Annotated in this window: 19 protein-coding genes; 10 read left to right on the top strand and 9 right to left on the bottom strand. The window is 69.6% G+C overall.

The annotated features are described in order from the left end of the window. Positions 1–23: 23 nt before the first annotated feature. Positions 24–902 (bottom strand): SDR family oxidoreductase, encoded by an 879-nt coding sequence (locus ACQKQD_RS05175; RefSeq protein WP_427507670.1) that lies wholly within the window; start codon positions 900–902, stop codon positions 24–26. 122 nt (positions 903–1024) lie between these two features. On the opposite strand from ACQKQD_RS05175, the gene ACQKQD_RS05170 reads away from it, so the two are divergent. Next, positions 1025–1915, top strand: coding sequence for a LysR family transcriptional regulator (locus ACQKQD_RS05170; protein ID WP_427507669.1), 891 nt, complete (start codon positions 1025–1027; stop codon positions 1913–1915). A 52-nt stretch (positions 1916–1967) separates the two neighbouring features. Here ACQKQD_RS05170 and ACQKQD_RS05165 read toward each other — a convergent pair whose 3' ends face one another. Beyond that, positions 1968–2921 (bottom strand): LysR substrate-binding domain-containing protein, encoded by a 954-nt coding sequence (locus ACQKQD_RS05165; RefSeq protein ID WP_427507668.1) that lies wholly within the window; start codon positions 2919–2921, stop codon positions 1968–1970. A 108-nt stretch (positions 2922–3029) separates the two neighbouring features. On the opposite strand from ACQKQD_RS05165, the gene ACQKQD_RS05160 reads away from it, so the two are divergent. Continuing rightward, positions 3030–4319 (top strand): D-serine ammonia-lyase, encoded by a 1290-nt coding sequence (locus ACQKQD_RS05160; protein WP_427507667.1) that lies wholly within the window; start codon positions 3030–3032, stop codon positions 4317–4319. A 115-nt stretch (positions 4320–4434) separates the two neighbouring features. On the opposite strand, the gene ACQKQD_RS05155 is transcribed toward ACQKQD_RS05160, so the two are convergent. From ACQKQD_RS05155 to ACQKQD_RS05145, 3 genes are all read right to left on the bottom strand, one after another. Further along, entirely contained in the window at positions 4435–4686 is a 252-nt protein-coding gene (locus ACQKQD_RS05155) for a PilZ domain-containing protein (RefSeq protein WP_020091601.1), read from the bottom strand. Positions 4687–4803: 117 nt separating this feature from the next. Next, positions 4804–5109 carry a hypothetical protein gene (locus ACQKQD_RS05150; RefSeq protein WP_020091600.1) on the bottom strand — a complete coding sequence of 102 codons (306 nt, stop codon included), beginning with the start codon at positions 5107–5109 and terminating at the stop codon, positions 4804–4806. A 291-nt stretch (positions 5110–5400) separates the two neighbouring features. Continuing rightward, on the bottom strand, positions 5401–5688 hold the full coding sequence (locus ACQKQD_RS05145; protein WP_427507666.1) for a hypothetical protein: 288 nt from the start codon (positions 5686–5688) through the stop codon (positions 5401–5403). 589 nt (positions 5689–6277) lie between these two features. On the opposite strand from ACQKQD_RS05145, the gene ACQKQD_RS05140 reads away from it, so the two are divergent. From ACQKQD_RS05140 to ACQKQD_RS05125, 4 genes are read left to right on the top strand one after another with little or no spacing between them, the layout of a single operon-like run. After that, entirely contained in the window at positions 6278–9544 is a 3267-nt protein-coding gene (locus ACQKQD_RS05140; RefSeq protein ID WP_091677762.1) for an efflux RND transporter permease subunit, read from the top strand. Further along, on the top strand, positions 9544–10929 hold the full coding sequence (locus ACQKQD_RS05135; protein WP_427507665.1) for an efflux RND transporter periplasmic adaptor subunit: 1386 nt from the start codon (positions 9544–9546) through the stop codon (positions 10927–10929). The genes ACQKQD_RS05140 and ACQKQD_RS05135 overlap by 1 nt, the downstream gene beginning before the upstream one ends. A 5-nt stretch (positions 10930–10934) precedes the next feature. Further along, a complete protein-coding gene (locus ACQKQD_RS05130) occupies positions 10935–11786 on the top strand; it encodes a response regulator transcription factor (protein WP_307188506.1) in 852 nt (283 codons plus the stop codon). Next, the gene (locus ACQKQD_RS05125) at positions 11773–13158 is read left to right on the top strand and encodes a sensor histidine kinase (RefSeq protein ID WP_427507664.1); all 1386 of its coding nucleotides are present in this window, start codon (positions 11773–11775) and stop codon (positions 13156–13158) included. The genes ACQKQD_RS05130 and ACQKQD_RS05125 overlap by 14 nt, the downstream gene beginning before the upstream one ends. 78 nt (positions 13159–13236) lie before the next feature. On the opposite strand, the gene ACQKQD_RS05120 is transcribed toward ACQKQD_RS05125, so the two are convergent. Next, entirely contained in the window at positions 13237–13530 is a 294-nt protein-coding gene (locus ACQKQD_RS05120) for a hypothetical protein (protein WP_020091594.1), read from the bottom strand. Between the two features lie 562 nt (positions 13531–14092). Beyond that, positions 14093–15694, bottom strand: a complete 1602-nt coding sequence (locus tag ACQKQD_RS05115; protein ID WP_427507663.1) for a porin — start codon at positions 15692–15694, stop codon at positions 14093–14095. Between the two features lie 750 nt (positions 15695–16444). On the opposite strand from ACQKQD_RS05115, the gene ACQKQD_RS05110 reads away from it, so the two are divergent. The 4 genes from ACQKQD_RS05110 (at position 16445) to ACQKQD_RS05095 (ending at position 23012) form a co-directional block, all read left to right on the top strand. Next, complete coding sequence (locus ACQKQD_RS05110) at positions 16445–18217, top strand: ethylbenzene dehydrogenase-related protein (RefSeq protein WP_427507662.1); 1773 nt, start codon at positions 16445–16447, stop codon at positions 18215–18217. A 14-nt stretch (positions 18218–18231) separates the two neighbouring features. Next, positions 18232–19269, top strand: a complete 1038-nt coding sequence (locus ACQKQD_RS05105; RefSeq protein ID WP_091677781.1) for a 2Fe-2S iron-sulfur cluster-binding protein — start codon at positions 18232–18234, stop codon at positions 19267–19269. A gap of 75 nt (positions 19270–19344) precedes the next feature. Next, positions 19345–20154 carry a PstS family phosphate ABC transporter substrate-binding protein gene (locus ACQKQD_RS05100; RefSeq protein ID WP_427507661.1) on the top strand — a complete coding sequence of 270 codons (810 nt, stop codon included), beginning with the start codon at positions 19345–19347 and terminating at the stop codon, positions 20152–20154. Then, positions 20151–23012 (top strand): putative bifunctional diguanylate cyclase/phosphodiesterase, encoded by a 2862-nt coding sequence (locus ACQKQD_RS05095; RefSeq protein WP_091677786.1) that lies wholly within the window; start codon positions 20151–20153, stop codon positions 23010–23012. The genes ACQKQD_RS05100 and ACQKQD_RS05095 overlap by 4 nt, the downstream gene beginning before the upstream one ends. A 43-nt stretch (positions 23013–23055) precedes the next feature. On the opposite strand, the gene ACQKQD_RS05090 is transcribed toward ACQKQD_RS05095, so the two are convergent. Together ACQKQD_RS05090 and ACQKQD_RS05085 are read right to left on the bottom strand one after the other, a co-directional pair. After that, the gene (locus ACQKQD_RS05090; RefSeq protein ID WP_427507660.1) at positions 23056–23538 is read right to left on the bottom strand and encodes a DUF1203 domain-containing protein; all 483 of its coding nucleotides are present in this window, start codon (positions 23536–23538) and stop codon (positions 23056–23058) included. A 97-nt stretch (positions 23539–23635) separates the two neighbouring features. After that, positions 23636–24691, bottom strand: a complete 1056-nt coding sequence (locus ACQKQD_RS05085; protein WP_427507659.1) for an adenylate/guanylate cyclase domain-containing protein — start codon at positions 24689–24691, stop codon at positions 23636–23638. Between the last annotated feature and the right edge of the window lie 6 nt (positions 24692–24697).

Raw genomic sequence — 24697 nt, 5'->3', positions numbered from 1 at the left:
CCGTACCCGCGGGGCCTCCCCGCTCAGGCGCCCCGCCAGTCGCGGGCGACCTCACCCGCGAAGTCGCGGTAGCTGCGCGGCCTGCGGCCGAGGAGCCTCGCGAAGTCCGCAACCTCGGCCTCGGTCGCGACGGCGCCGTCCTCCTGGTAGCGTCGCATCATCACCCGCAGGTCATAGGCGAGCCAGGCGGGGGCGAAGCTCCGGAGCCGCTGCTCCAGCGCGTCGAGATCGTCGCCTCCGTAGCGGACCGCGCGCCCGAGGGCCTCGGACCAGATCTCCGCCAGGGCGTCGCCCGTCAGGGCGTCCGGGCCGACGACGTCGTAGGTCTCGGCCGGAAGACGGTCGGCCGCGCGCTCGCGGCGCAGCAGCGCGTTGGCCGCCGCCTCGGCGATATCGCGCACGTCGACCATCGAGACGCCGGCCTGCCCGAGGGGCACGGCATACAGGCCGGCCCCGAGAAGCGGCTCCTTCTGGGCGAGGTCGTTCTGCATGAAGTAGGAGGGCCGCAGCACCGTGGCGGGCAGGTCGAGGGCCGCGATCATCCGCTCGACGGCGTGCTTGCCGGTGAAGTGCGGGGCATCGACGAAGGCCTCGCTCTTGAAGACCGAGAGATAGACGATGCCGCGCACGCCCGCGTCGCGGGCGAGGCTGAGCGTCGTGATCGCCTGGGTCAGCTCGTCCGGCGCGTTGGCGACGAGCAGGAACAGGGTGTCGACCCCGACCAGCGCCGCGCGCATCGCGTCGATGTCGGCGGGATCACCGCGGACGGCCTCGACGCCCGAGGGGAATCGCGCCTTCTCGGGCGAGCGGGTCAGAGCGCGCAGGGCGGCCCCCTCGGCGACGAGATGATCGATGACGGCGGAGCCGATGCGGCCCGTGGAACCGGTGACGAGGATGGTCATGGCGGATCTCCTGGATGCGGGGCGGCCCCGAGCGGGCCGCCGATGACCCGAAGATGCGCCGTTCCTTTTCTGAGCCATAGTCGGCAAGATCGGGACTGGGTGTCCCGGATCTGGAACAGCACATGGACCTCGCGGCGCTCGCCGACTTCAATCTCGTCGCCGGCCACGGCGGCTTCGGCCGCGCCGCCCGGGCGAGCGGGCGGCCGAAGGCGACGCTGTCGCGGCGCGTCGCCGAGCTCGAGGCGAGCCTCGGGACGCGGCTGATCGAGCGGGGCGAGCGCAGCCTGCGCCTGACAGAGGCGGGGGCGCTCCTCCACGCCCGGACGGGGCCGCTGCTCAGCGAGATCGCGGAGGCCGGCGCCGTCGTCGGTGGCGGCCTCGACCGACCCCGTGGGCGGCTCCGGGTGAGTGCGCCGCTGCTCCTTTCCGACACGCAGCTCGGCCGCGTCGCCGCGGACTTCGCCCGCGCTTATCCCGAGGTCGAGCTGGAGATCTCCGCCGAGGACCGGTTCGTCGACCCGATCGAGGAGGGTTTCGACGTGATCATCCGGGTCAATCCGAAGCCGGACGAGCGCCTCGTCGGGCGCTGTATCCTGCGGGACGAGCTCTGGCTGGTGGCGCCGCCCGAGGTCCCGCGTCCCGAACCGTCGGCCGGGACCGACGCGGCGACCGTGCCGGCGGCGGTGCGCTGGACGCCGCGTCAGGACGAGACGTGGCAGGTCCATGACGGCCGGACGCGCCGGTCCTACGCGCCCGTGCCGGTCCTGCGCCTATCCTCGCTGCCGATGCTGCGCGACGCCGTGGTGGCGGGCGCCGGCGCGGCGCTGCTCCCGCGCTCGCTGGTCGGGGGCGACGTGGCGGCCGGACGCCTCGCCTGCTGGGGCTGGCTGGAGGGGCCGCCGACGGAGCTGTGGGCGCTCCATACGTCCCGGCGCTTGGTCAGTCCCAAGGTGAACGCCTTCGTCGCACATCTGGCAGCCGCGCTGTCGACGGATCGACCCGCCGGGCGGTAGATCGAGCGTTCGAACCGAAGGGCGCCGAGCGCGGCGCGCGCGGGACGGTGCCCTATCCGCATTCCGCCGCACCGTCCCGACGCGGCGCCTCGGGCGAGCCCGGCGGACCCGCCATCGTCCGGCCGAGCCAGTCCACGAAGGCCGCCGCCGGCCCCGCGAGTGGCAGGGCACGCACGAGAACGAAGTACCGGAGCCCGTTCATGACAGCTTCGTCGCAAGCCGGCACGAGGCGCCCGTCGGCGCGATAGGGCGCGACGATCAGCGATCGCCCCAGGGCGATGCCCGAGCCGCCGAGCGAGGCGCGCAGCGCCAGTTGCGCGAGGTTGAAGTAGAGATTCTGGACACGGCCGCCCCAGGGCGCCCCGTGGACGCGTATCCAGCGATCCCACTCCTCCGAGACGCTCGCGGCCGCCTCCCACGGCGTCGCGTCATGGAGCAGGACGACGGCCCCGCCGGGATCCGCCGCCTCCCGGTAGGCCGGGGCGCAGACCGGGTAGACCGGCTCGGGATGGTCGAAGACGACCGTCGCACCGGGAGGCGGCGCCGGGCCGTAGCGGATCGCGACGTCGATACCGGACTGCCCCATGCGTCCCGGATCCAGGTCGTGCGTCTCCCCGAAGACGGCGACGTCGATGTCGGGATGCGTGTCGCTGAAGGCTTTCAGCCTTGGCGCGAGCCATTCCGAGGCCAGGGAGGGGACGCAGCTGATCCGCAGCGTCGCCCGGCCCTCGCGCCGTTCCCCCCGGAGCAGGGCCTCGCCCATCCCGTCGAAGCCGCTCCGCGCCGCGGCGAACAGGTCGTGACCCGCGGCGGTCAGCCGGATCTCGCGGGTGCCCCGCTCGAGCAGCGGGTACCCGAGGCGCCGCTCCAGCCGCTGGATCCGCTGCGTGACCGCGCTCTGCGTGACGGCGAGGCGGTCGCCCGCACGGGCGAAGCCGCCCGCCTCGACCAGGACGCGGAAGAAGAACAGGTCGCCGGCGAGGCGCGCGTCGAGCCTCACGAGCATGCCCGACCATAAGCGGGCCTAATAGACCGCACCAGAGAATATAATTGGCCGCATGAGCGCCGCTCGCGCAGGGTCGGCGCGGACAAACCGGGCAGGATCGGGAGCGCCATGGCAGCCGTCGACGGGATGCAGACTCAACCGCCGGGCGACCGGATCCCGGAGGCGGTCAGGCGCGCCAGCCCCACGGTCTGGATGAACCCGGCGCTGGACGCCACCGCGTCCGTCCTGCCCGGACTCGCGACCGGCCGGGCCGACGTGGACGCAGCCGTGGCGCGCTGGCAGCGGTTCGCGCCGCTCCTGGCGCGCCTGTTCCCCGAAGAGGGCGCCGGCCGGATCGACTCGCCGCTCGTCCCGCTGGAAGAGCGCCTGTCCCGGGACGTCCTGGACGGCGCCGACGGGCGCGTGCTGGTGAAGGCCGACCACGCGCTGCCGGTGACCGGCTGCATCAAGGCGCGCGGCGGCGTCTACGAGGTCCTGGCCTATGCCGAGGACCTGGCCGCGCGGGCCGGACTGCTCACCGAGGGGCGATCCTACGCCGCCTTCGCCGACCCGGAATTCCGCGCCCTGTTCGCCCGCCACGTGATCGCGGTTGGCAGCACCGGCAATCTCGGCTTCAGCGTCGGCCTGATGGGGCGCTCGCTCGGCTTCGCGGTCGAGGTCCACATGTCCCACGACGCCAAGGCGTGGAAGAAGCAGCGCCTGCGCGAACTCGGCGCACGCGTCGTCGAGCATCGCGGCGATTACGGGGCGGCGGTCGCGGCGGCCCGCGGCGCGTTTGCCGGCCGCGCGGACGCCCATTTCGTCGACGACGAGGATTCCGTCGACCTGTTTCTCGGCTACGCGGCCGCGGCCCTCGACCTTCAGCGCCAGCTCGCGGAGGCCGGGATCGCGGTGGGGCCGGCGCATCCCCTGTTCGTCTATCTGCCCTGCGGCGTGGGTGGCGCGCCGGGCGGCGTCGCCTTCGGCCTGAAGCTCGTGTTCGGTGACGCCGTGCATCCGGTCTTCGTCGAGCCGGTCGCGTCCCCGTGCATGCTGGTCCAGCTCGCGGCCGGTCTCGAGCGCCCGGTCAGCGTCTACGATGTCGGCCTCGACAACCGCACCGCGGCGGACGGGTTGGCCTGCGCCTCCGCGTCGATGCTGGTGGCCCGGACGCTCGAGAAGCTGGTGGCCGCCGTGGTCACGGTGCCCGACGACGCGCTGTACCGCTGGCTCAGGGTGATGTGGACCGAGGCGGGCCTGCGCCTGGAGCCCTCGGCGGCGGCGGGCTTCGCGGCGGCCGGGCGCTTCGCCGCCACGCTGCCCGCGGCGGTCGGCGCCGCGGCCACCCACGTGATCTGGACGACCGGCGGCGCGCACCTCCCGGCCGAGGAATTCGAGGCGGCCCTCGCCCGCGGTTGAGGCGCGCTGGACGTCTTCTCAAAAACCGAGACCGCGCGGCCGCGGCTCCTCGATCGTGCCCGATCGCCAGGCGATCCGCGGCCGGTTCAAAGTGAGTACCAGACCCGGCCGTCGCTCACTCCATCAGGTCGGTCAGGGCCCCGATCTCGTCGGCGTTCTTCCAGACCGTCTCGCAGCCGATCACCGTGTCGGTGGCGTCGATCGTAAGCGTGAACGCGGGGGGCACCCGCTCGGTCCCGACGAGCCGGAGGCGAACACCCCACCGCGACATGTCGTGCACCACGCAGGGGATGGCGGGATGGCCGGCCACCGAGATGCATCCGCTCAGGTTGACGGAGACGCGTCGGGCGTTGCGCTGGTTGTCCATAAGTACTCCGCGCTAGAGCGCCGGAGGATAAGCGGCGACCGATCAAGGGCCGGTTTACGAACTGAACTCAATTGCGCCTAAAATTCGCGTCGAGGTGGCTAATACCGAAGTCTCGACCTACCGATTGGGAAGCCACCGGGAGACGAAGGTCAGCGGACGCGACGTGCCGGCCCGGCCGTCGGCATCCGCACGCGCGTCCTCGTCCGGCAGCAGCGACCCGATCAGGCGGAGCAGCTTCTCCCGCTCCTCCCCGGTGAACAGCACGAGGAAGGAACCGAGATCCAGTTGGACCTCCGGCGCGTCATCGCCCGGGGAGTGAGAGACGTAGGGCTGTCCGGTCTGGAGGTCGCGCATCAGGGCCCAGCGGTCGCCGCCGACGCCGACATGGAATTCGCGCGCTATCCGTGGGCCCTGTTCAATCATTGCTCATCCCGCACGCCGTCAACGTGCAATTTTCAACGGGATAGAGCGCGCAAACGCCTTGCGATATAACCTGGCTCAAGAATTCACAGGTATCGTCGACTGCAGCCCCACCGGCGCGAGCCGCCGGTGGCGGGATGTCGGCGCGGTCTCGGGCTGGAGGTTGGTGCACTTGCGGCGCAGGATCGCGGACGATCCGACGCCGGACTGACATGCCCCATCTCCGCGCGGCAAAGGGCCCGTTTTCGGACCGAGAAGGGCGAGCGCTCCGCTCTCGCCCGGTCGGCGCCGGCCCTAGCGATACGCGTGGGGGCGTGAGCGCTCGAAGGCGGCCGCGCAGGCCGTGTCGAAGAGCTTGCAGGGCGGCTGGGCGTCGCCCGGTTCGACGAGCATCGGCTGTCCGCGGATGTCTCCGGTGGTGTGCGCCTGCGAGTACCGTGACCGCGGGTCGAAGTAAGGATCCGAAGTGTAACTGCTCATGAAGGCGCCTCCTGCCGGCATCTCGCTCTCGGACAGCGCCACGCCGGTCTGCAGCGCCAGTGAGAGCACCGAGACCAGGATCAGCAGACATCGTCTGGTCATAGGCCCGCGCCTCCTCGCGCGCACGAGATCGGCAGCGCGGACGCCGCGCTCCGGATGTCCTGGATGTGTTCGACGAGACCGCCGCGGGCGTCAGCGGCCGGTCTCTGCGAGCAGGCCCGCCACAACGCGTGCGCGCTTCGGAACAGCCGCCCGACGGGATCACCGCGTGGCCGCGACGCGCTGCCTTCAGCGACGTTGGCGGGTCAGCCCATCTCGACATTCGGAAGATGGCGCAAGCCGAGCGCGCACTGCAATCAAATAGGCTTTTCAGCAGTGAAAACGGAATTGATTTGAGAAATTTTCTTTAAAATTCGATGCGCGCCCGTCCGGCCGCGGCCTGGGACGGAGACAGTGCAAGCATCGGATTCGCCACGCACTTTAGAGATCCGCTGCCGCTTTAAGTTTCTTAAACGCGCTTTATTTTGTCGTGCCGAATTCATTCGAAGAGTGTCTTTGCCAGGACTATAACTTCGGCGTGCCGGGCATTCGCCCTGCCTTCTCTTCGCACACGAGGCTTGATCGGCTCCCAGTCCACGCGGGCACCCCGCGGGAATGGGAGCCGGGTCACGGCGGGACACCCACTGATCACATGGAACTCGTCCGGTTCGCTCTGAAGTTTCGCAAGAGCTTCTATGTTCTTGCCGTCCTCATGTTCCTCGCGGGGCTCGGCTCGATCACCGTCGCGCCGAAGGACGTGCTGCCCGCCGTCGATATCCCGGTGGTGGTGGTGGTGTGGACCTATAACGGTCTCGACGCGACCGACATGGTCCAGCGCATCACGAACTACAGCGAGTTCTCGCTGTCGAGCAACGTGAACAACATCCGCCGGATCGAGTCGACGTCGATCCAGGGCACGGTGACCGAGCGGATCTACTTCGATTCCGCGGTCAGCATCGATCTGGCGATGACCCAGGTCGACTCGGCGATGAACGCGATCCGCTCGCGCATGCCGCCGGGCGTGCAGCCCCCCGTCATCATGCGCTTCTCCGCCTCGTCGGTGCCCGTCATTCAGATGGCGCTGTCGTCCTCGAAACTGCCGCTCACCAAGGTCTTCGACTACGCGCAGTACCGGACCCGCCGCCGGCTCGCCGAGGTGCCGGGCTCGACCCTGCCCTCCCCCTACGGCGGCGCGCCGCGTCAGGTCATGGTCGATCTCGACCCCGGCAAGCTGCGCGCGATCGGCATGACGCCGCTCGATGTCCTGAACGCGGTCCTCAAGCAGAACCTCGTCGTGCCCTCGGGCCTCGCGAAGATCGGGACGCAGCAATACACGGTGCGGCTGAACTCGAGCCCGCAGCTGGTCGATCAGCTCAACCGCATTCCGATCAAGGTCGAGAACAACCAGCCGGTCCTGCTGCGCGACGTCGCCCATGTCCGGGACGGCTCGCCCCCGCAGATCAACATCGTCCGCGCCGACGGCCACCACTCCGTCCTGCTGCAGGTCCTCAAGAACGGCGCGGCCTCGACCCTGGACGTCGTGAACGCCGTCAAGGCCGCGCTGCCTGACATCCACGCGGCCGCGCCGAAGGGCATGACCATCACGCCGCTGTTCGATCAGTCGGTCTTCGTCTCGGACGCCATCTCCGACGTGGTGCGCGAGGCGGTGATCGCGGCGGGGCTCACCGGTCTCGCCATCCTGCTGTTCCTCGGCTCCTGGCGCTCGACCATCGTGGTACTGGTCTCCATCCCGCTCTGCATCCTGACCTCCCTGTCGATCCTGGTTGCTCTGGGCCAGACCATCAACGTGATGACCCTGGGCGGCCTCGCCCTGGCCGTCGGCATCCTCGTGGATGACGCGACGGTCGCGATCGAGAACACCTACCGGATGTTCGAGGAAGGCTTCTCCTTCCGGCGCTCGGTGGTCGAGGGCGTGGCCGGCATCGCCAAGCCGGCCCTGATCTCCACGCTGGCGATCTGCTCGGCCTTCTCGGCGGTCTTCTTCCTCACGGACGCGCCCCGCTACCTCTTCGTCCCGCAGGCCGAGGCGGTGGTCTTCGCGATGCTGACCTCCTACCTCCTGTCGCGGACGCTGGTGGCGATCCTCATCGACGTCCTGGTCGCCCCGGAATACGCCCGGCATCACGGCCCGGCCGCCGAGGTCGATGGGGCGTCACCACCCCGCCGCCGCTCCGTCCTCGGCCGGATTCTCCGCGCGCCGACACGGCCCCTCGCTTGGCTGCTTCAATATCCGCTGCGCGGCGCCCTCGCCTTCCGCAACGCGTTCGAGCGCGGGTTCGCGCGCTTCCACGCGGGCTATGTCGGCCTCCTGTCCGCGGTGCTCGGCCACCCGGCCCGCGCGCTGTCCGGCGCGCTCGCCGTCTTCGCGGTGACGGCCGCGATCTTCCCCTTCGTCGGTCAGGACTACTTCCCGCAGATCGAATCCAGCCAGATGACCCTGCATATCCGCACGCGTCCGGGCGAGCGGATCGAGCAGGCGGAGAAGACCTTCGCGCAGGTCGAGGACGTCGTCCGGCAGGTCGTCCCGAAGGACGAGCTCGGGCTCATCCTGGACAATATCGGCCTCCCCGCCTCGAACTACAACTTCGCCTTCATGGATGCGTCGTTCGTCGCCTACAATGACGGGCAGATGCTCATCAACCTGAAGGGTGAGCATAAGCCGATCTCCTTCTACGAGAAGCGGCTGCGCCAGGTCCTGCACCAGGCCTTCCCCGACGACACCTTCTACTTCCAGCCGTCCGACATCATCACGCAGATCCTGAATTTCGGGACCGTCGCGCAGATCGACGTGCAGGTCTCCGGGCGGCACGATGCCGAGGACCTCGCCGTGGCGCAGGACCTCGTCCGCCGCATCGCGGCGGTCCGCGGCGCCGTCGACGTCCACCTGCACCAGATCGTCGACGCCCCGCAGATGTACGTGAACGTCGACCGCAGGCTGGCCTCCGAGATGGGCGTCAGCGAGCAGTCCATCGCGCAGAACCTGAACGTCTCGCTCTCCGGCTCCTTCCAGGTCAGCCCGAACTTCTGGGCCGATCCCAAGTCCGGCATGCCGTACCAGCTCTGGGTCCAGACGCCGGAGTGGCGCAACGCCGACATCACGCAGCTGATGAACACGCCGGTCTCGGTGCACACGGACGCGGGTGACAGGCCCGGCATCCCGATCCTGCTGTCGAACATCGCCACGATGCAGCGGCAGCCTGAGCAGACCGTGATCAACCACGTCAACCAGCAGCCGACCTTCGACATCCTCGCCAACGTCCAGAACGCGGATCTCGGCAGCGTCCGAAACGCCGTGGACCGGATCGTTGCCGAGGAGCAGGTCAAGCTCCCGGCCCCGGACAAGATCCTCGTCCGCGGCCAGATCGAGAGCATGGAGAGCGCCTTCTCGCGCATCGAGCTCGGGCTCGGGATCGCGCTGGTGGCGGTCTACCTGCTGCTCGTCCTGAACTACCAGACGTGGGTCGACCCCTTCGTGGTCATCGCCGCCCTGCCGCTGGCCTTCTGCGGCATCGTGATGAGCCTGTTCATCACCAGCACGGCGTTCTCGATCCCCGCCCTGTTCGGCGCGATCATGTCGGTCGGCGTGGCGAGCGCGAACTCGATCCTGCTCGTCACCTTCGCCAAGGAGCACCGCGAGGCCACCGGCTGCTCTGCCCGCGAGGCCGCCCTGATGGCCGGCCATACCCGCCTCCGGCCGGTGCTCATGACCGCCTCCGCGATGTTCCTGGGCCTGATCCCGATGGCGATCGGGTCCGGCGAAGGCGCCGAGCAGAACGCCGCCCTCGCCCGCGCGGTGATGGGCGGGATCGGGATGGGCACTGTCTCGACCCTGCTCTTCGTCCCCCTTCTCTACACCCTGCTCCGCCGCAACCCGATCAAGCCCCTCGAGGATTATTGATGACCCGTTTCAACGACGCCCCCGGGAGCGGCGCCGAGGCAGCCGCGCGGGCGCACCAGCACGCGGTCGAGATCGACCCGCTGCGGCAGGACGGGGCCGGCGAGGCCCTCGTCCACGCGGTGCCGCCGCCGCCGCGCAAGCGCCCGTTCCTCGTGGCGTTCCTCGCGCTCGGCAGCGCCCTCGGCCTCGGCGCCTGGCACCACTGGGAGACCTACCAGGCCTCCCTGGAGACCCAGGCCGAGGCCGTGAACTTCGTTCCGACGGTCCGCACCGGGCCGGCGCAGGTGGATAACGGGCCCATGACGCTGACCCTGCCGGGCCAGACCGAGGCCTTCGACCATGCCGACATCTTCGCCCGCGCCACCGGCTACATCGCCGAGCGCCGGGTCGACATCGGGTCGCGGGTCAAGAAGGGCGACCTGCTGGTCCGGATCGCCGCGCCCGACCTCGACCAGCAGGCCCGGCAGGCCGAGGCCCAGCTCGGCCAGTTCAAGGCGCAGCTCGCCGTCGCGCAGGCGGATGTGGAGCAGGCCAAGGCCAATGTGACGCTCGCGAACGTCACCGACGCCCGCACCGCGACGCTGGCCGGACAAGGCTGGGCCTCGAAGCAGAACGCCGACCAGACCCGGGCGGGGATGCTGACCGCCACCGCGACCCTCGCCGCCGCGCAGGCGAAGGTGAAGGTCGCGGAAGCCAACATCACCGCCCAGCAGGCGACCGTCGACCGGCTCCGGACGCTGACCACCTTCGAGAACGTCGTCGCGCCGTTCGACGGCATCGTGACCGCCCGCAAGGTCGATGTCGGCGACCTCGTCCACGGCGATGCCGGCTCCGGGACGCCGCTCTTCACGGTCGACAGCACCGATGTCCTGCGCGTCGCGGTGCAGGTGCCGCAATCGGCCGCCGTGGGTATCCGCGACGGGGTGAAGGCGCGGGTCCAGGTCGCGCAGATCGCGGACCGGACCTTCGACGGCACGGTCTCGCGCAGCTCGGTGGCTCTCCAATCCTCGGTGCGGACGCTGGACACGGAGGTCGACGTCGCCAATCCCGACGGAATCCTGCGGCCGGGCCTCTACGTCGCCGTCACTTTCGCGGTGCCGCGCACGCATCCGCGGGTGATCGTGCCGTCCGAGGCGCTCATCTTCGACGCGGAGGGGACGCGCGTGGCCGTGGTCGGGGCGGACGACACCGTCCGGCTCCGGCCGATCACGATCGCGCGCGATCTCGGCACGCGCCTCGAGCTGCGCAGCGGCCTCGACAGCGGCGAGACCGTCGTCCTCAACCCGCCCGCCGGCCTTCAGGACGGCAGCCGCGTCGTCCCCCGCGGCTCCGTCGCCTCTCAGGTCCCGACAGCCAAGCTCTCCGAGCAGGCGAGCGCGGAGTGAGGCGCATGGTCCAGATCCCTCGCTCCCTTGTAAGCTTCGCCGGCGGGATGACGCAGGTCGGCCGCCGCGACCGAACCGCATTTGACTCCGGCTCCGAAGAGGATAATTCCACCTCTCCCTCCGAGCCTCAGGAGACCAGACAGGGCCGGCGAATACAAAATAAGAAGGAAAAACGAATGGCCAGCGTATTGGTAGTCGAGGACGACCGGCGGGTCGCCGCGGAGATCGGTTCGGCCCTCGCGGAATACGGATTTCAGGTCGACGAAGCCCCCAGTGGCAGCATCGGACTACGCAAGGCCCTGGACGGTAACTTTGACGTGATCGTGCTCGACCGGATGCTCCCGGAGATCGACGGCCTGTCGCTGCTGACCGAGCTGCGCGCCGCGAAGGTCTCGACGCCGGTCCTGATCCTCAGCGCCCTGTCGGCCGTCAACGAGCGCGTCGACGGGCTGCGCGCCGGCGGCGACGACTACTTGGCCAAGCCATTCGAGTTCATCGAGCTGACCGCCCGCGTCGACGCGCTGGCGCGGCGCAAGATGGCGGCCGAGGCGGTGAACGAGCTCGTCGTCGGCGACCTGCGCCTCGACCTGATCGAGCGCGTCCTCCACTGCGGGAACCGGGAAATTGAGCTCCTGCCCAAGGAATTCGCGATCATCGAGTTCCTGATGCAGAACGCCGGCACGCTGGTGAGCCGGAAGATGATCTTCGAATCCGTCTGGGGCTACAGCTTCAATCACCAGTCCAGCGTCATCGACGTCCACATCGGCAAGATCCGCAAGAAGCTCGATCCGGACGGGCTGAACCCGCGGATCCACACGGTGCGCAACACGGGCTTCATCCTCCGTGCGCCTTCTTGAGGTCCGGCGCACCAGCGGCTTCCGGGTCGCGTGCCTGTTCTTCGCGACCTTCGGGACCGCCTCGCTGGCACTCTCGGGCTTCCTCTACGTCGACACGCGCAGCTACGGCCGCAAGGCCGCGTTCGAATGGGTCGAGTGGGAATCGAAGCACCTCCTGAACCTGTCGCCGCGCGCGCTGCGCGAGCGGATCGACGCGTCCGAGGATTTCGCCGAGGGCGGCCGCCCGCTCGTCCTGTTCGGGCCCGACCACGTGCGCCGGGCCGGCGCGCCGATCGCCTTCCCCGACAGGGCGCCGATCGGGAAGCCGTTCATCCTGGCGCAGCCGCTGGATCACCGCAGCCGCACGCTCTTCAGCCAGCTCACCGAGCTTCCGAGCGGCGAGTACGTGCTGGTCAGCCGCTCGGCCCAGGATCTCCAGTCCCTCGAGAAGGCGCTGGTCGAGACCTTTGTCTGGGGCATGGCCGCCACCATCGTGATCGGCCTGATCGGCGCCGTCGTGTTCGGCGCCGGCTCGCTGCGGCAGAACGATGCGATCACCAAGGCGGTCGAGCGCATCATGCGCGGCGACCTGAGCGAGCGCCTGCCGACGCGCGGCGTCTCGGCCGACCTCGCTCACCTCACGCGCGTCGTGAACGACATGCTCGACCAGCTCGAGCGGCTGATGCTGGAGATCAAGGGCGTCAACGAGAACATCGCCCACGACCTGCGCACCCCGCTGACCCGGGTGGTCGGCACGCTGGAGCGGTCGCTGCGCAAGGCCGACAGCGTCGCGGCCTTCCGCGCCTTCAACGAGGACGTCCTGGCCGAGGTCAAGAGCATCGTCGTCCGGTTCTCGGCCCTGCTGCGCATCTCCGAGATGGAGGACCGCCTGCGCCGATCTGGCTTCACCCAGGTCGATCTCGGCCGGCTGCTCGAGGATGCGGTGGAGTACTACGAGCCCCTGGCGATCGAGCGCGACATCCGACTTCTCTGGGACCGGCCTGACGGCCCGTGCACGATCGAGGGCGACCGCAGCCTGATCTTCGAGGCGGTGAGCAACCTGATCGACAACGCCCTGAAGTTCACGCCGGCCGGCGGGCAGGTGACGGTCGCGCTGCTCCGGAATCCGACGGGGATTCAGGTCACCGATACGGGCTGCGGCATCCCCGCGGAGGAGCTGAGCGCCGTACGCGCCCGGTACCGCCGCGGCGCGCTGAAGACCGACAAGAGCGGCTTCGGGATCGGCCTGAGCCTCGTCGATTCCATCGCGCGGCTGCACAGTGCCACCTTCGACATCGCCTCCGACGGGAGCGGCTGCCGCGTGACTCTCAGCTGGACCCACAGCGTCGCGGGGCACCCGTCGATCGACCTCCTGCCGGCCGCATCCCTCTGACGCCGTCGTCACGCCGTCGCGCCCGGCCGGTCCCGCATCGCGGGGCGTGCCGGGCGCGGGGCCGTACCGGGTGGGCGCTCAGTAGGCGGGCTGGCCGCGGCGGCGCTCGCGGCTGTTGAGATGGCTCCACTGGCGATTGGCCGGGACGGTCTCGACCGCGCTGGGCCGCTGGATCGCGGCGCTGTAGCCGGTCGCCCCCTCCCACATGCCGCCCGCCTTGTCGTTGCCCTCGGAGGCGGACCACGCGTCGAGGCCGCTGCCGTTGGTCCGGACGATGAGGCTGGGATCGATGGTCGCGCCACCGTCCTGAGCGAGAGCAGGTCCCGCGATCAGCATCGCGCCCATCGAGCAGGCGAGGACGATGTTCTTCATGATGATCTCCCGTTACACAAGCTGTCGCTCACCGGCGACGTGGTAGTAAGATGCTGCAATACCCATTTAAACTCTATATTTTATTGCGGAATAATTCTTTCGCTCTTTGGACGGGCTTCAATCTTGAAACGATTTTTGAATTTCTCGTGGAGGATGGCCTCAGGTCGGCCACATCCCGGTCACCGGGATCAGGGCTTGTGTCGCCCAAGCCTGACGGACAATCCTGCCCGGCTTGCGCCGGCAGCGAGCACGAAAAAGCCGACCGGTTGCCCGGTCGGCGAAGTCGTATGGGTCTGAAGCTCTGGGTCAGACCGGCCCTGCCCTGGTACCCGGACCAGCCGCTCTGAAACCACAGCATCCGCTCGGTCGGCGGCGAAGCAAGCCGCTGAAGAGCTGACCCTCTTGTAGATGATTTTGCGACGATCGCAAGCAAAAGATCTTTTATTTGTTGAACATGGCCCAATTTACGAGATAACTTACTTGGCGTTCCAAATAGAGAAGCCCGGCCTTGCGGCCGGGCTCGAGACTGGACGTTGCGCCCGCGAAGGCGCGTCGGATCGGTTCAGAAATCCCGCTGCACGCGGAACCGGAATTGGGCCGCATCCTGCGAATTGACGTAGCGCAGCGCGTTCTTCGAGATGTCCGGCGTGACGCCGCTGTTGAGCGCCGTGCGGATGTACTCGCCCTCGACGCCGATATCGAGATCCTTCACGGGGGTCCAGATCAGGGTGGCGCCGGTGATCATCTGGTTGTTGCCCCGCAGGATGGGACTCGTGGCGAAGGCCAGGGCATTCGACGCACTGGCGCCGGCCGGGGCGAAGCCGAAGCCGAGGAGGCCCAGCGCGTTGCGCCCCTTGGAGTTGTAGTCGATCTGCGCGTAGCTGCCGAAGAAGGCCGAGCGCCAGGCGGGCGACCAGTAATGGAGCAGGGAGGCGACAGCGGAGAACGAGGTCGACAGTTCGAGGCGGCCGGTCGCGGGGTTGAGCACCGCGTCCGCGTAGTATTGCGCGAACGAGCCGCCGCCGACCGGCGCCGCGCCGAGGGCGTCGTACGGCGCCGTGTAGTTGGAGATGCCCGTATAGGCGATGGCACCCTGCCCGTAGGCGCCCTGGAGGTAGAGCGTGTCGCCCGTCGCGATGAACGGCAGGTTGACCTTCAGGCCGCCCTGGACCGCCCAGCCGTAGGCGTTCGAGGCGCGTCCCGTCGGCGAGATGCCCAGGCCGGTCGTGGCGGTGGTGATGCCCGCGACCGTGCTGCCGGCGTCGCCGGCATTGATCTCGTGGACGGCGGCCGAGAGCTGCGCCGAGCCCCAGGCCTGGTCGATGCGGGCCGCGCCGACGAAGTCCGGCATGCGGCTCTTCTGGGTGACGTCGACGAAGGCGACATTGCCGGGACCGACGACGATCGGCGCCAGCCAGGTCGAGGGGGTGAACGGGTTGAAGGCGTTGCTGTAGCCCGCGAAGCCACCGCCGGCCGTGAAGGCCCCGACGGCCGAGCCGGTGCCGAATATCGGGAAGCGCCGGTAGGTCGGATCTTCCATCGAGGCCGTCAGCGTGATGCCGTTCCCGAGGATCGCCGAGTAGGCGAGCAGGTTCGTGCTGAACGTATCGGAACCGGCCGTGCCGCCGATCAGCTCGAAGTCGTGCGCGTAGAAGTCGAAGAAGGAGGACGCGCGGCCCGCGGTGAGCCCGGCGAACTGAATGAAGGCCTTATCGGCGTTGACGTAGGTCTGCGTGCGCCCGAAGGCGTCGGCGCCGAGGCCCGCGATGGCCAAGCTCTCGCGCTGCCGGGATCCCGAGGTCAGGAACGGGCCGCTGCGGTTGGCGACATCGATGCGCAGGAAGGCGCGCAGGGTTCCGTAATCGGTCTGGGTCCGCGAATCGAGGTTCAGACGCATCAGGCCGAGATAGCCGGTGAGGTCTCCGCCGCCGCCCGTGCGAACCTTGCTGGTCTGATACAGGAAGTCATACCGCGCCCGTCCGGACAGACGAATGCAGGTATCGGTCCCGGGGATGTAGAAGAAGCCGGCGCCGTAGGCGTTGCAAACGCGTACGAACTCGACCGGCGCAGCCTTGAACGTCGGGAGATCGGCAGCGTACGCACCGCCGATCGGGATCATCAGGGCCGAGGAGCCCAGTAACAGCGCCTTGATTCTGGTCATCATATCCCCGCATCCGACGCCGTGGTCGTGCCACTGCCAGCGTCAACCCAATGATCCGCGTTCACGCACGTGTACGGGTTCCGACACGGTGCGACGTCGCAGTAGTTTTTGAGAATTGGCCGTTCTATCGCTCGGCAGCTTGACCGTATCCGTCAAGATTTGATTTTACAAATAAATTGCGATTGCGTTTTTCAACCGGAATTGACTTCCTGAAATTTGTTTTTGTATCTGAATTGATCGCGGAAATGGGAGCGCGGGGGGAGGCGAGCTGCGGATCGCGGCCGCGTCGGCTCAGCGAGGCTGGTTGATGGCTCGGTCCATCGCGTGGACTCCGCCGACCGAGACCTTGAGTTCTGCGCCGTGGATGTCGCTAGCAGGGATGAAGAGGCATCTGCCGCCCTATCAGGCCTGCTCCCCGAGATCCGGCGACAGATCCCGTGCCGGCGCTAGGAGACCCTGTCTTCAAGCATTCCTGACTGAGCGCTCTGTCATGACAGATGGCTGAGGTGCCGCTCTGAGGCCGTACCCTGTCGGCCGCGTCCGCCTCCCATCGACGCGCGACCTGAAACGGTTTGCGCCGCGGCGGGGCGGAGCCACGGCATGCCCTGTTGACCGACCGGGCCGAGACCGCCGTTAAGCATATCTATCAAGAGTTATAGATTGCAAAGCTCGGCTATATCCCGCGGCCGGCATCATGATTTACAAAGTTCTAACGTAGCGCGTCCAATTTGCGGCGACGGTGCGGAGGATCGAATGTCGGAACCGCTGACCCTCGCGCCGCATCCGCCCGGCGGAGCCGAGACCGCGCCCGGGTGGCGCAGTACAGCCGCCGCGCAGGTCGACCGGCATCCGCGCTCCGATGTCGGGACCATCGTGATTCACTGGGTGGTCGCCATCGCCATGGTGGCGAGCCTGCTCACGGGCCTGCGCATCTCGGCCGACGCACCCGTGGCGCGGACCGCGAAGTTCCTGGCGCCCCTGCTTCCGCAAGGTGAAGTCTGGACCGTCCACTTCGTGGCCGGCCTGACCCTGTTCTTCGGAATCACCGCCTATCTGGTCTACCTCGTGCGCGGGCGTCTCACGGATCGCAACGGCCTGTCGCGGCTCCGCGCCCTCCGTGTCAGCGGGCGAAGCAAGGCCGCCCGGAAGGCACGGTGGGGCGGCATCAACGTCGCGCTGCACTGGCTGATCTACGCCGTCACGCTCGTCCTGACGGGTACCGGGGTCGCGCTCTACCTCGGCTATGGCGGCTGGGTGGTCTGGCTGCACGCCACCTGCGCGCTGGTCGCCCTGGCCTACATCGCGGTCCATACCCTCGCGCACTTCATGTACGGCGGCCTGTGGCAGCTCCTTCGGTTGTTCCGTCCGGCGGCCCTGGCGGACGGTGCGGCGCGGCGGCGGCGACCGCTCCTGGCCGCCGCCATCATCGGCCTCCCCGTCGTCGGCGGCCTCGCCTTCGCGGACGTGAAGGGCCGGTCCACTCTGGTGATCGACAAGGTGTCGGCCGGGCCCGACCTGTCGAAGCTCCTCGAAGACCCGGTCTGGCGCACCGCGCGCCCGGTCTCGGTCCGGACGATGCAGGGGGCCAATTTCGGCGGGACCGGTGAGACCACCGTCGAGATCCGCGCCGTGCGCGACGCGACGAACGTGTATTTCGCCTTCCGCTGGTGGGACCCGTCGCGCTCGCTCAAGCGCGTCCCGATGATCAAGAAGGCGGACGGCTGGCACCTCCTCGACGCGGACGCGGCGCGCGCGGACGTGACCGCCTACTACGAGGACAAGCTGGCGGTGATCTTCTCGCGATCCGACGCGTTCGGCAGCGGCGGGTCGACCCATCTCGGCGCCCGGCCGCTGCCCGACGCCCCCGCCCCGCTCAACGGCCGCGGCTACCACTACACCACCGACGGCAGCTACATCGACATGTGGCAGTGGAAGGCGGCCCGCGGCGGCATGCTCGGCGTCGTCGAGGACATGCATATCGGTCCGCCCACCGACCCCACCGCCGCCGAGCGGGCCGTGAAGGGCCGCTACCAGGCCGGCTACTGGGGCGATCCCGGCACCAGCGCGTACCGCTACAACTTCAAGTTCGAGGGTCCGGGCGGCTACGCGGGGGCGGTCGAGCCGCTGCGGCTTCCCAAGGACTGGCAGGCGACGGTGGCCAGGCTCGGCACCGTGAATCTGGACTTCGATGCCAGCACGTCGCCGGGCTCGGCGTGGTGGATGGTCGAGAAGACCGAGACGGTGCCGTACTCGGCGGCCGCCGACGCGGAGATCCCGGTCGGCACCGTGATGCCGGGCGTGCTCATGACCGACGGCTATACAGGGGACCGCGCCGGGATCTCGGCGGCCGCCGACTGGGCCGACGACCACTGGACCCTCGTCGCCGCGCGCAAGATCGCGACCGGCAGCAAGTACGACGTCGATTTCCTGCCGGGAAACACCTTCTACCTGTATGTCTCGGCCTTCGATCACACGCAGACGCGGCACACGCGGCACATGCGGCCGGTCGAAGTCCTTCTGCGCTGAGCCGGGAGCGCGCCGTGGCCGAACGCGTCACCCTCGTCATCAACGGAAGGCGGGTCAGCGCCAGCGCCGGCCAGACCCTGCTCGACGCGGGTCTGGCGGCCGGCCAGGCGATCCCGCACGACTGCGCCACCGGGCAGTGCGACACCTGCCGCGTCCGGATCCATGCGGGCGCGGTCGACGATGCGGGGACGCGCATCGGCGAGACCGTGCAGGCCTGCCGGGCCCGCCTGACCACCGACGCGGTCATCGAATTCGACGAGGTTCCGGAAGCCGTCCGGCGGGCCGGCACCGTGGACCGCGTCGTCGATCTCACCGCCGAGATCGTCGAGGTGACGGTCGCGCTGCGCAAGCGGCTGACCTACCTGCCCGGCCAGTATGTCCGGGTCTCCTTCGCCGGGCTGCCCGCGCGGGACTACAGCCCGACCCTGCGCGCGGACGGATCGGGCGAACTGAACGAATTGATCTTCCAGATCCGCCGCCAGCCCGACGGCGCGGTCTCGCCGCTGCTCGGCGGCAGGATCGGACCGGGAACCGCCGTGAAGGTCGAGGGCCCGTTCGGGACCGCCTTCCACCGGCTCGGGCGCGGCCGTCTCGTGATCGTCTCATCGGGCGTAGGCTGGGCGCCCGCCTGGGCAGTCGCCCGCGCGAGCCGGATGCGTGAGCCGGAGCGCGACCTGCTCGTCGTGGCCGGCGCGCGGCACCCGCAGAATCTCTACATGCGCCCGGCGCTCGACTGGCTGCGCGCGCGGGGGGCGACGACGGTCCTGACCTGCAGCGGCGGCAACCCGCCTCCGGATGCCCGGCCCGGGCGGCCGACGCTCCACATGCCGATGCTCACGCGCGACGACACCGTTCTCGCGGCGGGCGCCCCCGAGATGGTCGCGGCTGTCCAGTTCCTCGCCGCGGCGACCGGGGCGACCTGCTACGCCGATCCCTTCTACGCGGCCGCGCGCGGCGCGGACGGGAAACCGCCGTCCGACACTAACTTCCTGCAGCGCTTCCTCCAGCGCGTCGCGGGTCATCGGACCGCTAAAACGGAGCCTGTCGCCTAGCAGATCGTCAACCACACCTTCGGTGTACGGTATCCGGTGACCTCGGGTTAAGCACTCGAGGCGCATTCTCGGGTTATGGCACTGTTATTCACGTCTCTTCGGCGCATCATCGCGGGTGGAATCATCCTCCTGGCCCTGCCGGCCGCCGCGCGCACGGACGACCTCGCGGTCGTCGGCACGGGCGACGGGATCGAGATGCTCCAGGCCGTGGCGGCCGCCTACAATGCCGAGAGCGGCGACGCGCGCGTGTCGGTGCCGCCGAGCATCGGTTCCGGCGGCGCCGTCGCGGCCGTGGGCGGCGAGCGCCAGAGGCTCGGGCGGGTCGCGCGCCCGCTGACCGAGGCCGAGAAGGCCCAGGGACTCGTGGAGGTGCCGCTCGCCCGCATCCCCTCGGCGATCTTCGTCCATCAGGGCGTCGGCGTCACCAACCTGACCAGCGCGCAGACTGCCGCGATCTTCGCCGGCACGGTCGACAATTGGAGCGCCCTCGGCGGCCCCGATCTGAAGATCCGCGTCGTCCGGCGCGAGGACACGGACAGCACGCTCACGGTCCTGCGAGCCACCATGCCGGGCTGGCGCGACCTCGTCCTGACCAGCCGCTCGAAGACCGCGACCACGACCCAGGACGCGATCGCCACGGTGCGGGAGACGCCCGGCGCGATCGGCTTCGGACCGTACTCGCCGGTGCTCGCGGGCGATCTCGCGGTCCTGACGATCGACGGCCGGGCCCCGCGCGATCCGGCCTATCCGAGCGCCGTGACCCTCGCGCTGATCTACAAGGCCGCCACGCGCGACGCCGCGGCGTCGGCGTTCCTCGCCTTCGCGACCTCCGACCGCGCGGGACAGGTCATGGCGGAGCGGGGCGGCGCCCCGCTCAGGCCGTGACCGGCACCGTCTTCTCGCGTTCCCTGCGCGCGCGCCTCGTCGGCGCCACGCTCTCGACGGCCGCGATCGCGCTGGCGGCCCTGGTTTTCCTGGTGGTTCTGCGCTCCGGCCAGACGCTCCGCGAGCAGGCGCAGGAGGTCTCGACCTGGTCCGAGGCCCAGCTCTCCGACCGCCTGCTCAGCGACGCCAAGCTCGCCGCGGCGCGGCTCCAGATGCAGCGCGAGGACGTCGAGCGGCGCTTCGCCACCATGTCCAAGCGCTGGGACGTCGCGAAGGCGGTCTTCTCCGGCAACACGGTGGCGGCCTCGGAGCTTCTGCGGCCGGCTCTCGCCCTCGCCGATCTCGACGGCGCCATCGCCTTCGACCTCAATCTCCGCGCCCTGACCGCCGACCGCGTCGAGGCGGACCTCCTCGCCGCCAACGCGGCGTTCCGGACGTCGCCCGTCGCGGCGTCCCTGCGGGCCGTGCTCGCCCGCAACGATCGGGAGCACGCGGACGGGTTCGTGCTGTCGCTGCGCTGGGACGACGCGCTCGCGCGGGCGCTCGCCGCCACCGAGAGCGGCACGGTCGCCGACATCTTCGGCGAGCCGCTGTTCGACGATTTCGGCGAGGTGATTGGCGGCCTCGTCGGGTACCGGGTCCTGCGCGCGCACGAGCCGACCCTGACGGCCTTCGCGTCCCTGAGCAACCGCGACGTCCTGATCCTCGCCGACCAGAACCTCCTCTCCTCGGCGGGATCGGAGGTCTCCAACGCCCAGCTCGGACCCGCGTCGGGCGCTGAGCTGCACGCCGTGCTCGGCGCCGAGAAGGTCGCGCGCTGCATCCCGCAGCCGCCCGACATACGCCTCTGCGTTGCGGCGCCGCTGCGGGAGTTGCAGCAACTCACCGGCAAGGTCGTGGGCATCGGCGAGGAGAGCTCGCGCGCGCTGCTGCGGACGCTCAGCGTCGTCGCCGGTCTCACGCTGTGCCTCGTCGCCGTCGTCATGCTCTTCCTGTCGAGCCGGATCACCCGTCCCCTGGTGCGCATCACCCAGACCGTCTCCGAGGTCGCGCGCGGCAACTGGCACGTCAGCGTGCCCGATATCGACCGTGCCGACGAGGTCGGCGATATCGCGCGGGCCGTCGTCGTGCTCGAGCATTCCCTCTCGGAGCGCGATCAGCTGCGCGACGACGTGTTCCGGCAGAACACGGTCCTGACGGAGCGCGAGCGGCAGCTGCAGGAGCAGAACGAGCGCTTCGACGCCGCCCTGAACAACATGTCCCAGGGCCTGTGCATGTTCGGCGTCCACGGCCGGCTCAAGGTCTACAATTCCCAGTTCTGCCGGATCTACGGGATCGCTCCGGGCGTGCTGGATCTCGACCCGACACAGGATGAGGTTCACCGGCTCGCCGGTCTCACGGACTGGTCGGCCGCGGAGAGCGGGCCGATCCGCCGGACCCTCACCCGGACGCTCGCCGACGGCCGCTGCATCGAGATCACGGTCGAGCCGATGGCCGATGGCGGCTGGGTGGAGACCCACGAGGACGTCACCGCGAGCGTCACCGCGCAGGCGCGGATCGCGCATCTCGCGACCCACGACGCGCTGACCGGCCTCTCGAATCGAGCGCTCCTAGCCGACCGTCTGGCCGCCGCCTTCGCGGACCATGCGGTCGGCGGCCGGGCGGTGACCGTCATCTGTCTCGACCTCGACGACTTCAAGGGCATCAACGACACCCTCGGACATCCGGCCGGCGACGAGCTCCTCCGACAGGTCGGCCGCCGCCTCACCGGACTGTGCCCGTCCGGCGGCACGGTGGCGCGCCTCGGCGGCGACGAGTTCGCGATGGTCCTCTTCGAGGCAGACCTGCCGGACGGCGTCCTCGCCCTGGCGGAGCAGATCCTGATCCAGCTCAGGCGGCCATTCTTCCTCGCCGGCCAGTTCGTGTCCGTCGACGGGAGTCTCGGTATCGCCGTCTCCGGCACGGAGGATGCCGACGGCGACGATCTCCTGCGCCGCGCCGACGTCGCCCTCTACGCCGCGAAGGCCGACGGCGGTCGGCGCGTCCGCGTCTTCGAGCAGGAGATGGAGGAGCGTCAGAACCAGCGGCGCTGGCTGGAACGCGAGCTGCGGCTGGCGATCGGCACCGCGCAGATCGAGCTGCACTATCAGCCGCTGTTCGACCTGGCGACGAACGCGGTGACGAGCTTCGAAGCCCTCGCGCGGTGGCACCACCCGGAACGCGGGATGATCTCGCCCGGCGAGTTCATCCCGGTCGCCGAGGCGACGGGGCTGATCGACGCCCTCGGCGCCTACGTGCTCGAACGGGCCTGCACCGATGCCATGACGTGGCCCGGCTCCCTGCGGGTCGCCGTCAACATCTCGCCGATCCAGTTCCGCGAGGGCAATCTCGACCGGTTCGTCGAGGAGGTCCTGCTGAAGACCGAGCTGCCGAGCCACCGCCTCGAGCTGGAGATCACCGAGTCGGTCATTCTGAGCCAGGATCAGGCGAGCTTCGAGATGCTCAGCCGCCTGCGCTCCCTAGGCGTGCGGTTCTCGATGGACGATTTCGGGACCGGCTACTCGTCCCTCTCCTCCCTGAACACCTTCCGATTCGACAAGATCAAGCTGGACCAGTCCTTCGTCCGGAACCTCCTGGAGAAGGACGAGGCGGCGGCGATCGTCCACGTCGTCGCCGAACTCGGCCGCAGCCTGAAGATCACGACGACGGCCGAGGGCGTCGAGACCCCGGAGCAACTGGCCCGGTTGCGGGCGAGCGGGTTCTCGGAGGTCCAGGGCTACCTGCTGAGCAGGCCGATCCCGGCCGCCGGCGTGGCGGCCTTCATCAACGCGCAGGAGCATATCCACGTCGCGGCCTGAGCGGGCCGCGCAAGGGCCCGTTGGGCGGCTCGGCGGCTCGCGCTCAGTCGGCGACGCGCTCCACGCGGGACAGGAGGCACCCGGGCCGCGCCGTGTGGATGTTGACGAAGCGGGTGCGCGGATCGTCGAGGGCGCGGCGGAGCGGAACCTCGGCTTCACTCCCGGGACAGACCTGTCCGAGATCGTAGAGGCAGAGATGGTCCGCGTCGTAGGCACGGACCGAGACCAGCGTGTTCGCGCGGACGATCGGCGCGAGGCCGTCGGCCGCCTCGGCGCGCGGGCACTCGTCCGCGTGCAGGAAGATCGGACTGGGTGTCCAGTAGATCCCGCGCGGCTCGGGCAGATCGTAGGATCCGAGCAGCATGGTCTCGCCGGGCCGGCCGAGCTGCAGGCAGTGTCGGCAGGGAAAGCCGCCATCCGCCGTCGCGACGACCCGACGGACCGGGTTGCCCCGGTCGTCAAGGCCGGTGGTACGGAAGCGATCGGCGGTCTCCGTCGGGATCGGAACGCAGCGATAACGGGTCATGGTGCACCTCCGGGACGGGCCCTAAGCTCCGTCCCGGCGCGCCGCATCCCGCTTCTTGCTGCGCAATCCGGAACGCTCCGCGGCCGCCGCGGGCGTCTCAGGCCGGGGTCGCGTCGCCGGCCGCGAGGGCGTGGCAGTACACGTCGACCGCGCCCTTGCCCTTCAGCGTCACCGGGCCGATCGGCCGGACGTCGCGCGGGTCCGGCAGGCGCGCGAAGGCCTCGCGCGACAGGTGCAGCGCGCACCCGTCGCCGAGGCCCGCGAGCCGGGCGGCGACGTTCACGGTGTCGCCCCACAGGTCGAAGGTGAACTTCGTCCGGCCGACGATGCCGCCGACGACCGGCCCGATATGGATGCCGCCGCGGATCCGCCAGCCCGGCTCGCCCTCGGCCGCGATCGCCACCATGTCGGCGGCGCAGCGGATGGCGGCGGAGACCGGATCGTCGTGGGGCCGCAGCAGGTTGGCCGTGGCCATGAAGGCGTCGCCGATCGTCTTGATGTTCTCCAGGCCCCGCGCCTGCGCGACCACCTCGAAGGCCTCCGCGAGGCGCTGGATCTCCGCGACGACGACGTCCGGGCTCTGGTCGTGGCACCACGTGGTGAAGCCGACGAGGTCGATGAACAGGACGGCGACGTCGCCGAACAGCCGCGGCTTGACCTGCCCGGTCTCCATCAGCTCCGCCACCGCCGAGACCGGCAGAATGGCGTGCAGGAGCTCGTCGGCGCGCTTGCGCTCGCGCTCGATGGTCCGCAGATGCGCCACCTCGCGGTCGTGCGCCCGCTTCCGCTCCAGGCAGGACCGGATGCGCGCCTCCAGGATCACGGGCTCGAAGGGCTTCGGCAGGTAGTCGAAGGCGCCGAGCTCGATGCACCGGACGATGCTGCCGATCTCTATGAGGGCGGAGATCATGACGACGGGCGTGTGGCGCCACGCCTCGTGGGCCTTCATCCGCTCGAGCACGGCGTAGCCGTCCAGGGCCGGCATCATCACGTCGAGGAGCACGAGGTCGAACGGCTCCTCGCTCAGCCGATCGAGGGCCGCCCGCCCGTTCGCCGCCCGCACGCTGGCGTGGCCGAGGAGCTCCAGCTCCTGCTCCAGCAGGTCGAGGTTGAAGGGCTCATCGTCGACGATGAGGATGCGGGCTGGCTCCACGGGTCC

Origin of the sequence: Methylobacterium sp. NPDC080182, from assembly GCF_050281105.1 — a bacterium.
Classification (GTDB): domain Bacteria; phylum Pseudomonadota; class Alphaproteobacteria; order Rhizobiales; family Beijerinckiaceae; genus Methylobacterium.
The sequence above is the reverse complement of the archived record's forward strand: the minus strand, read 5'-3'. Positions and strand labels throughout refer to the sequence as shown.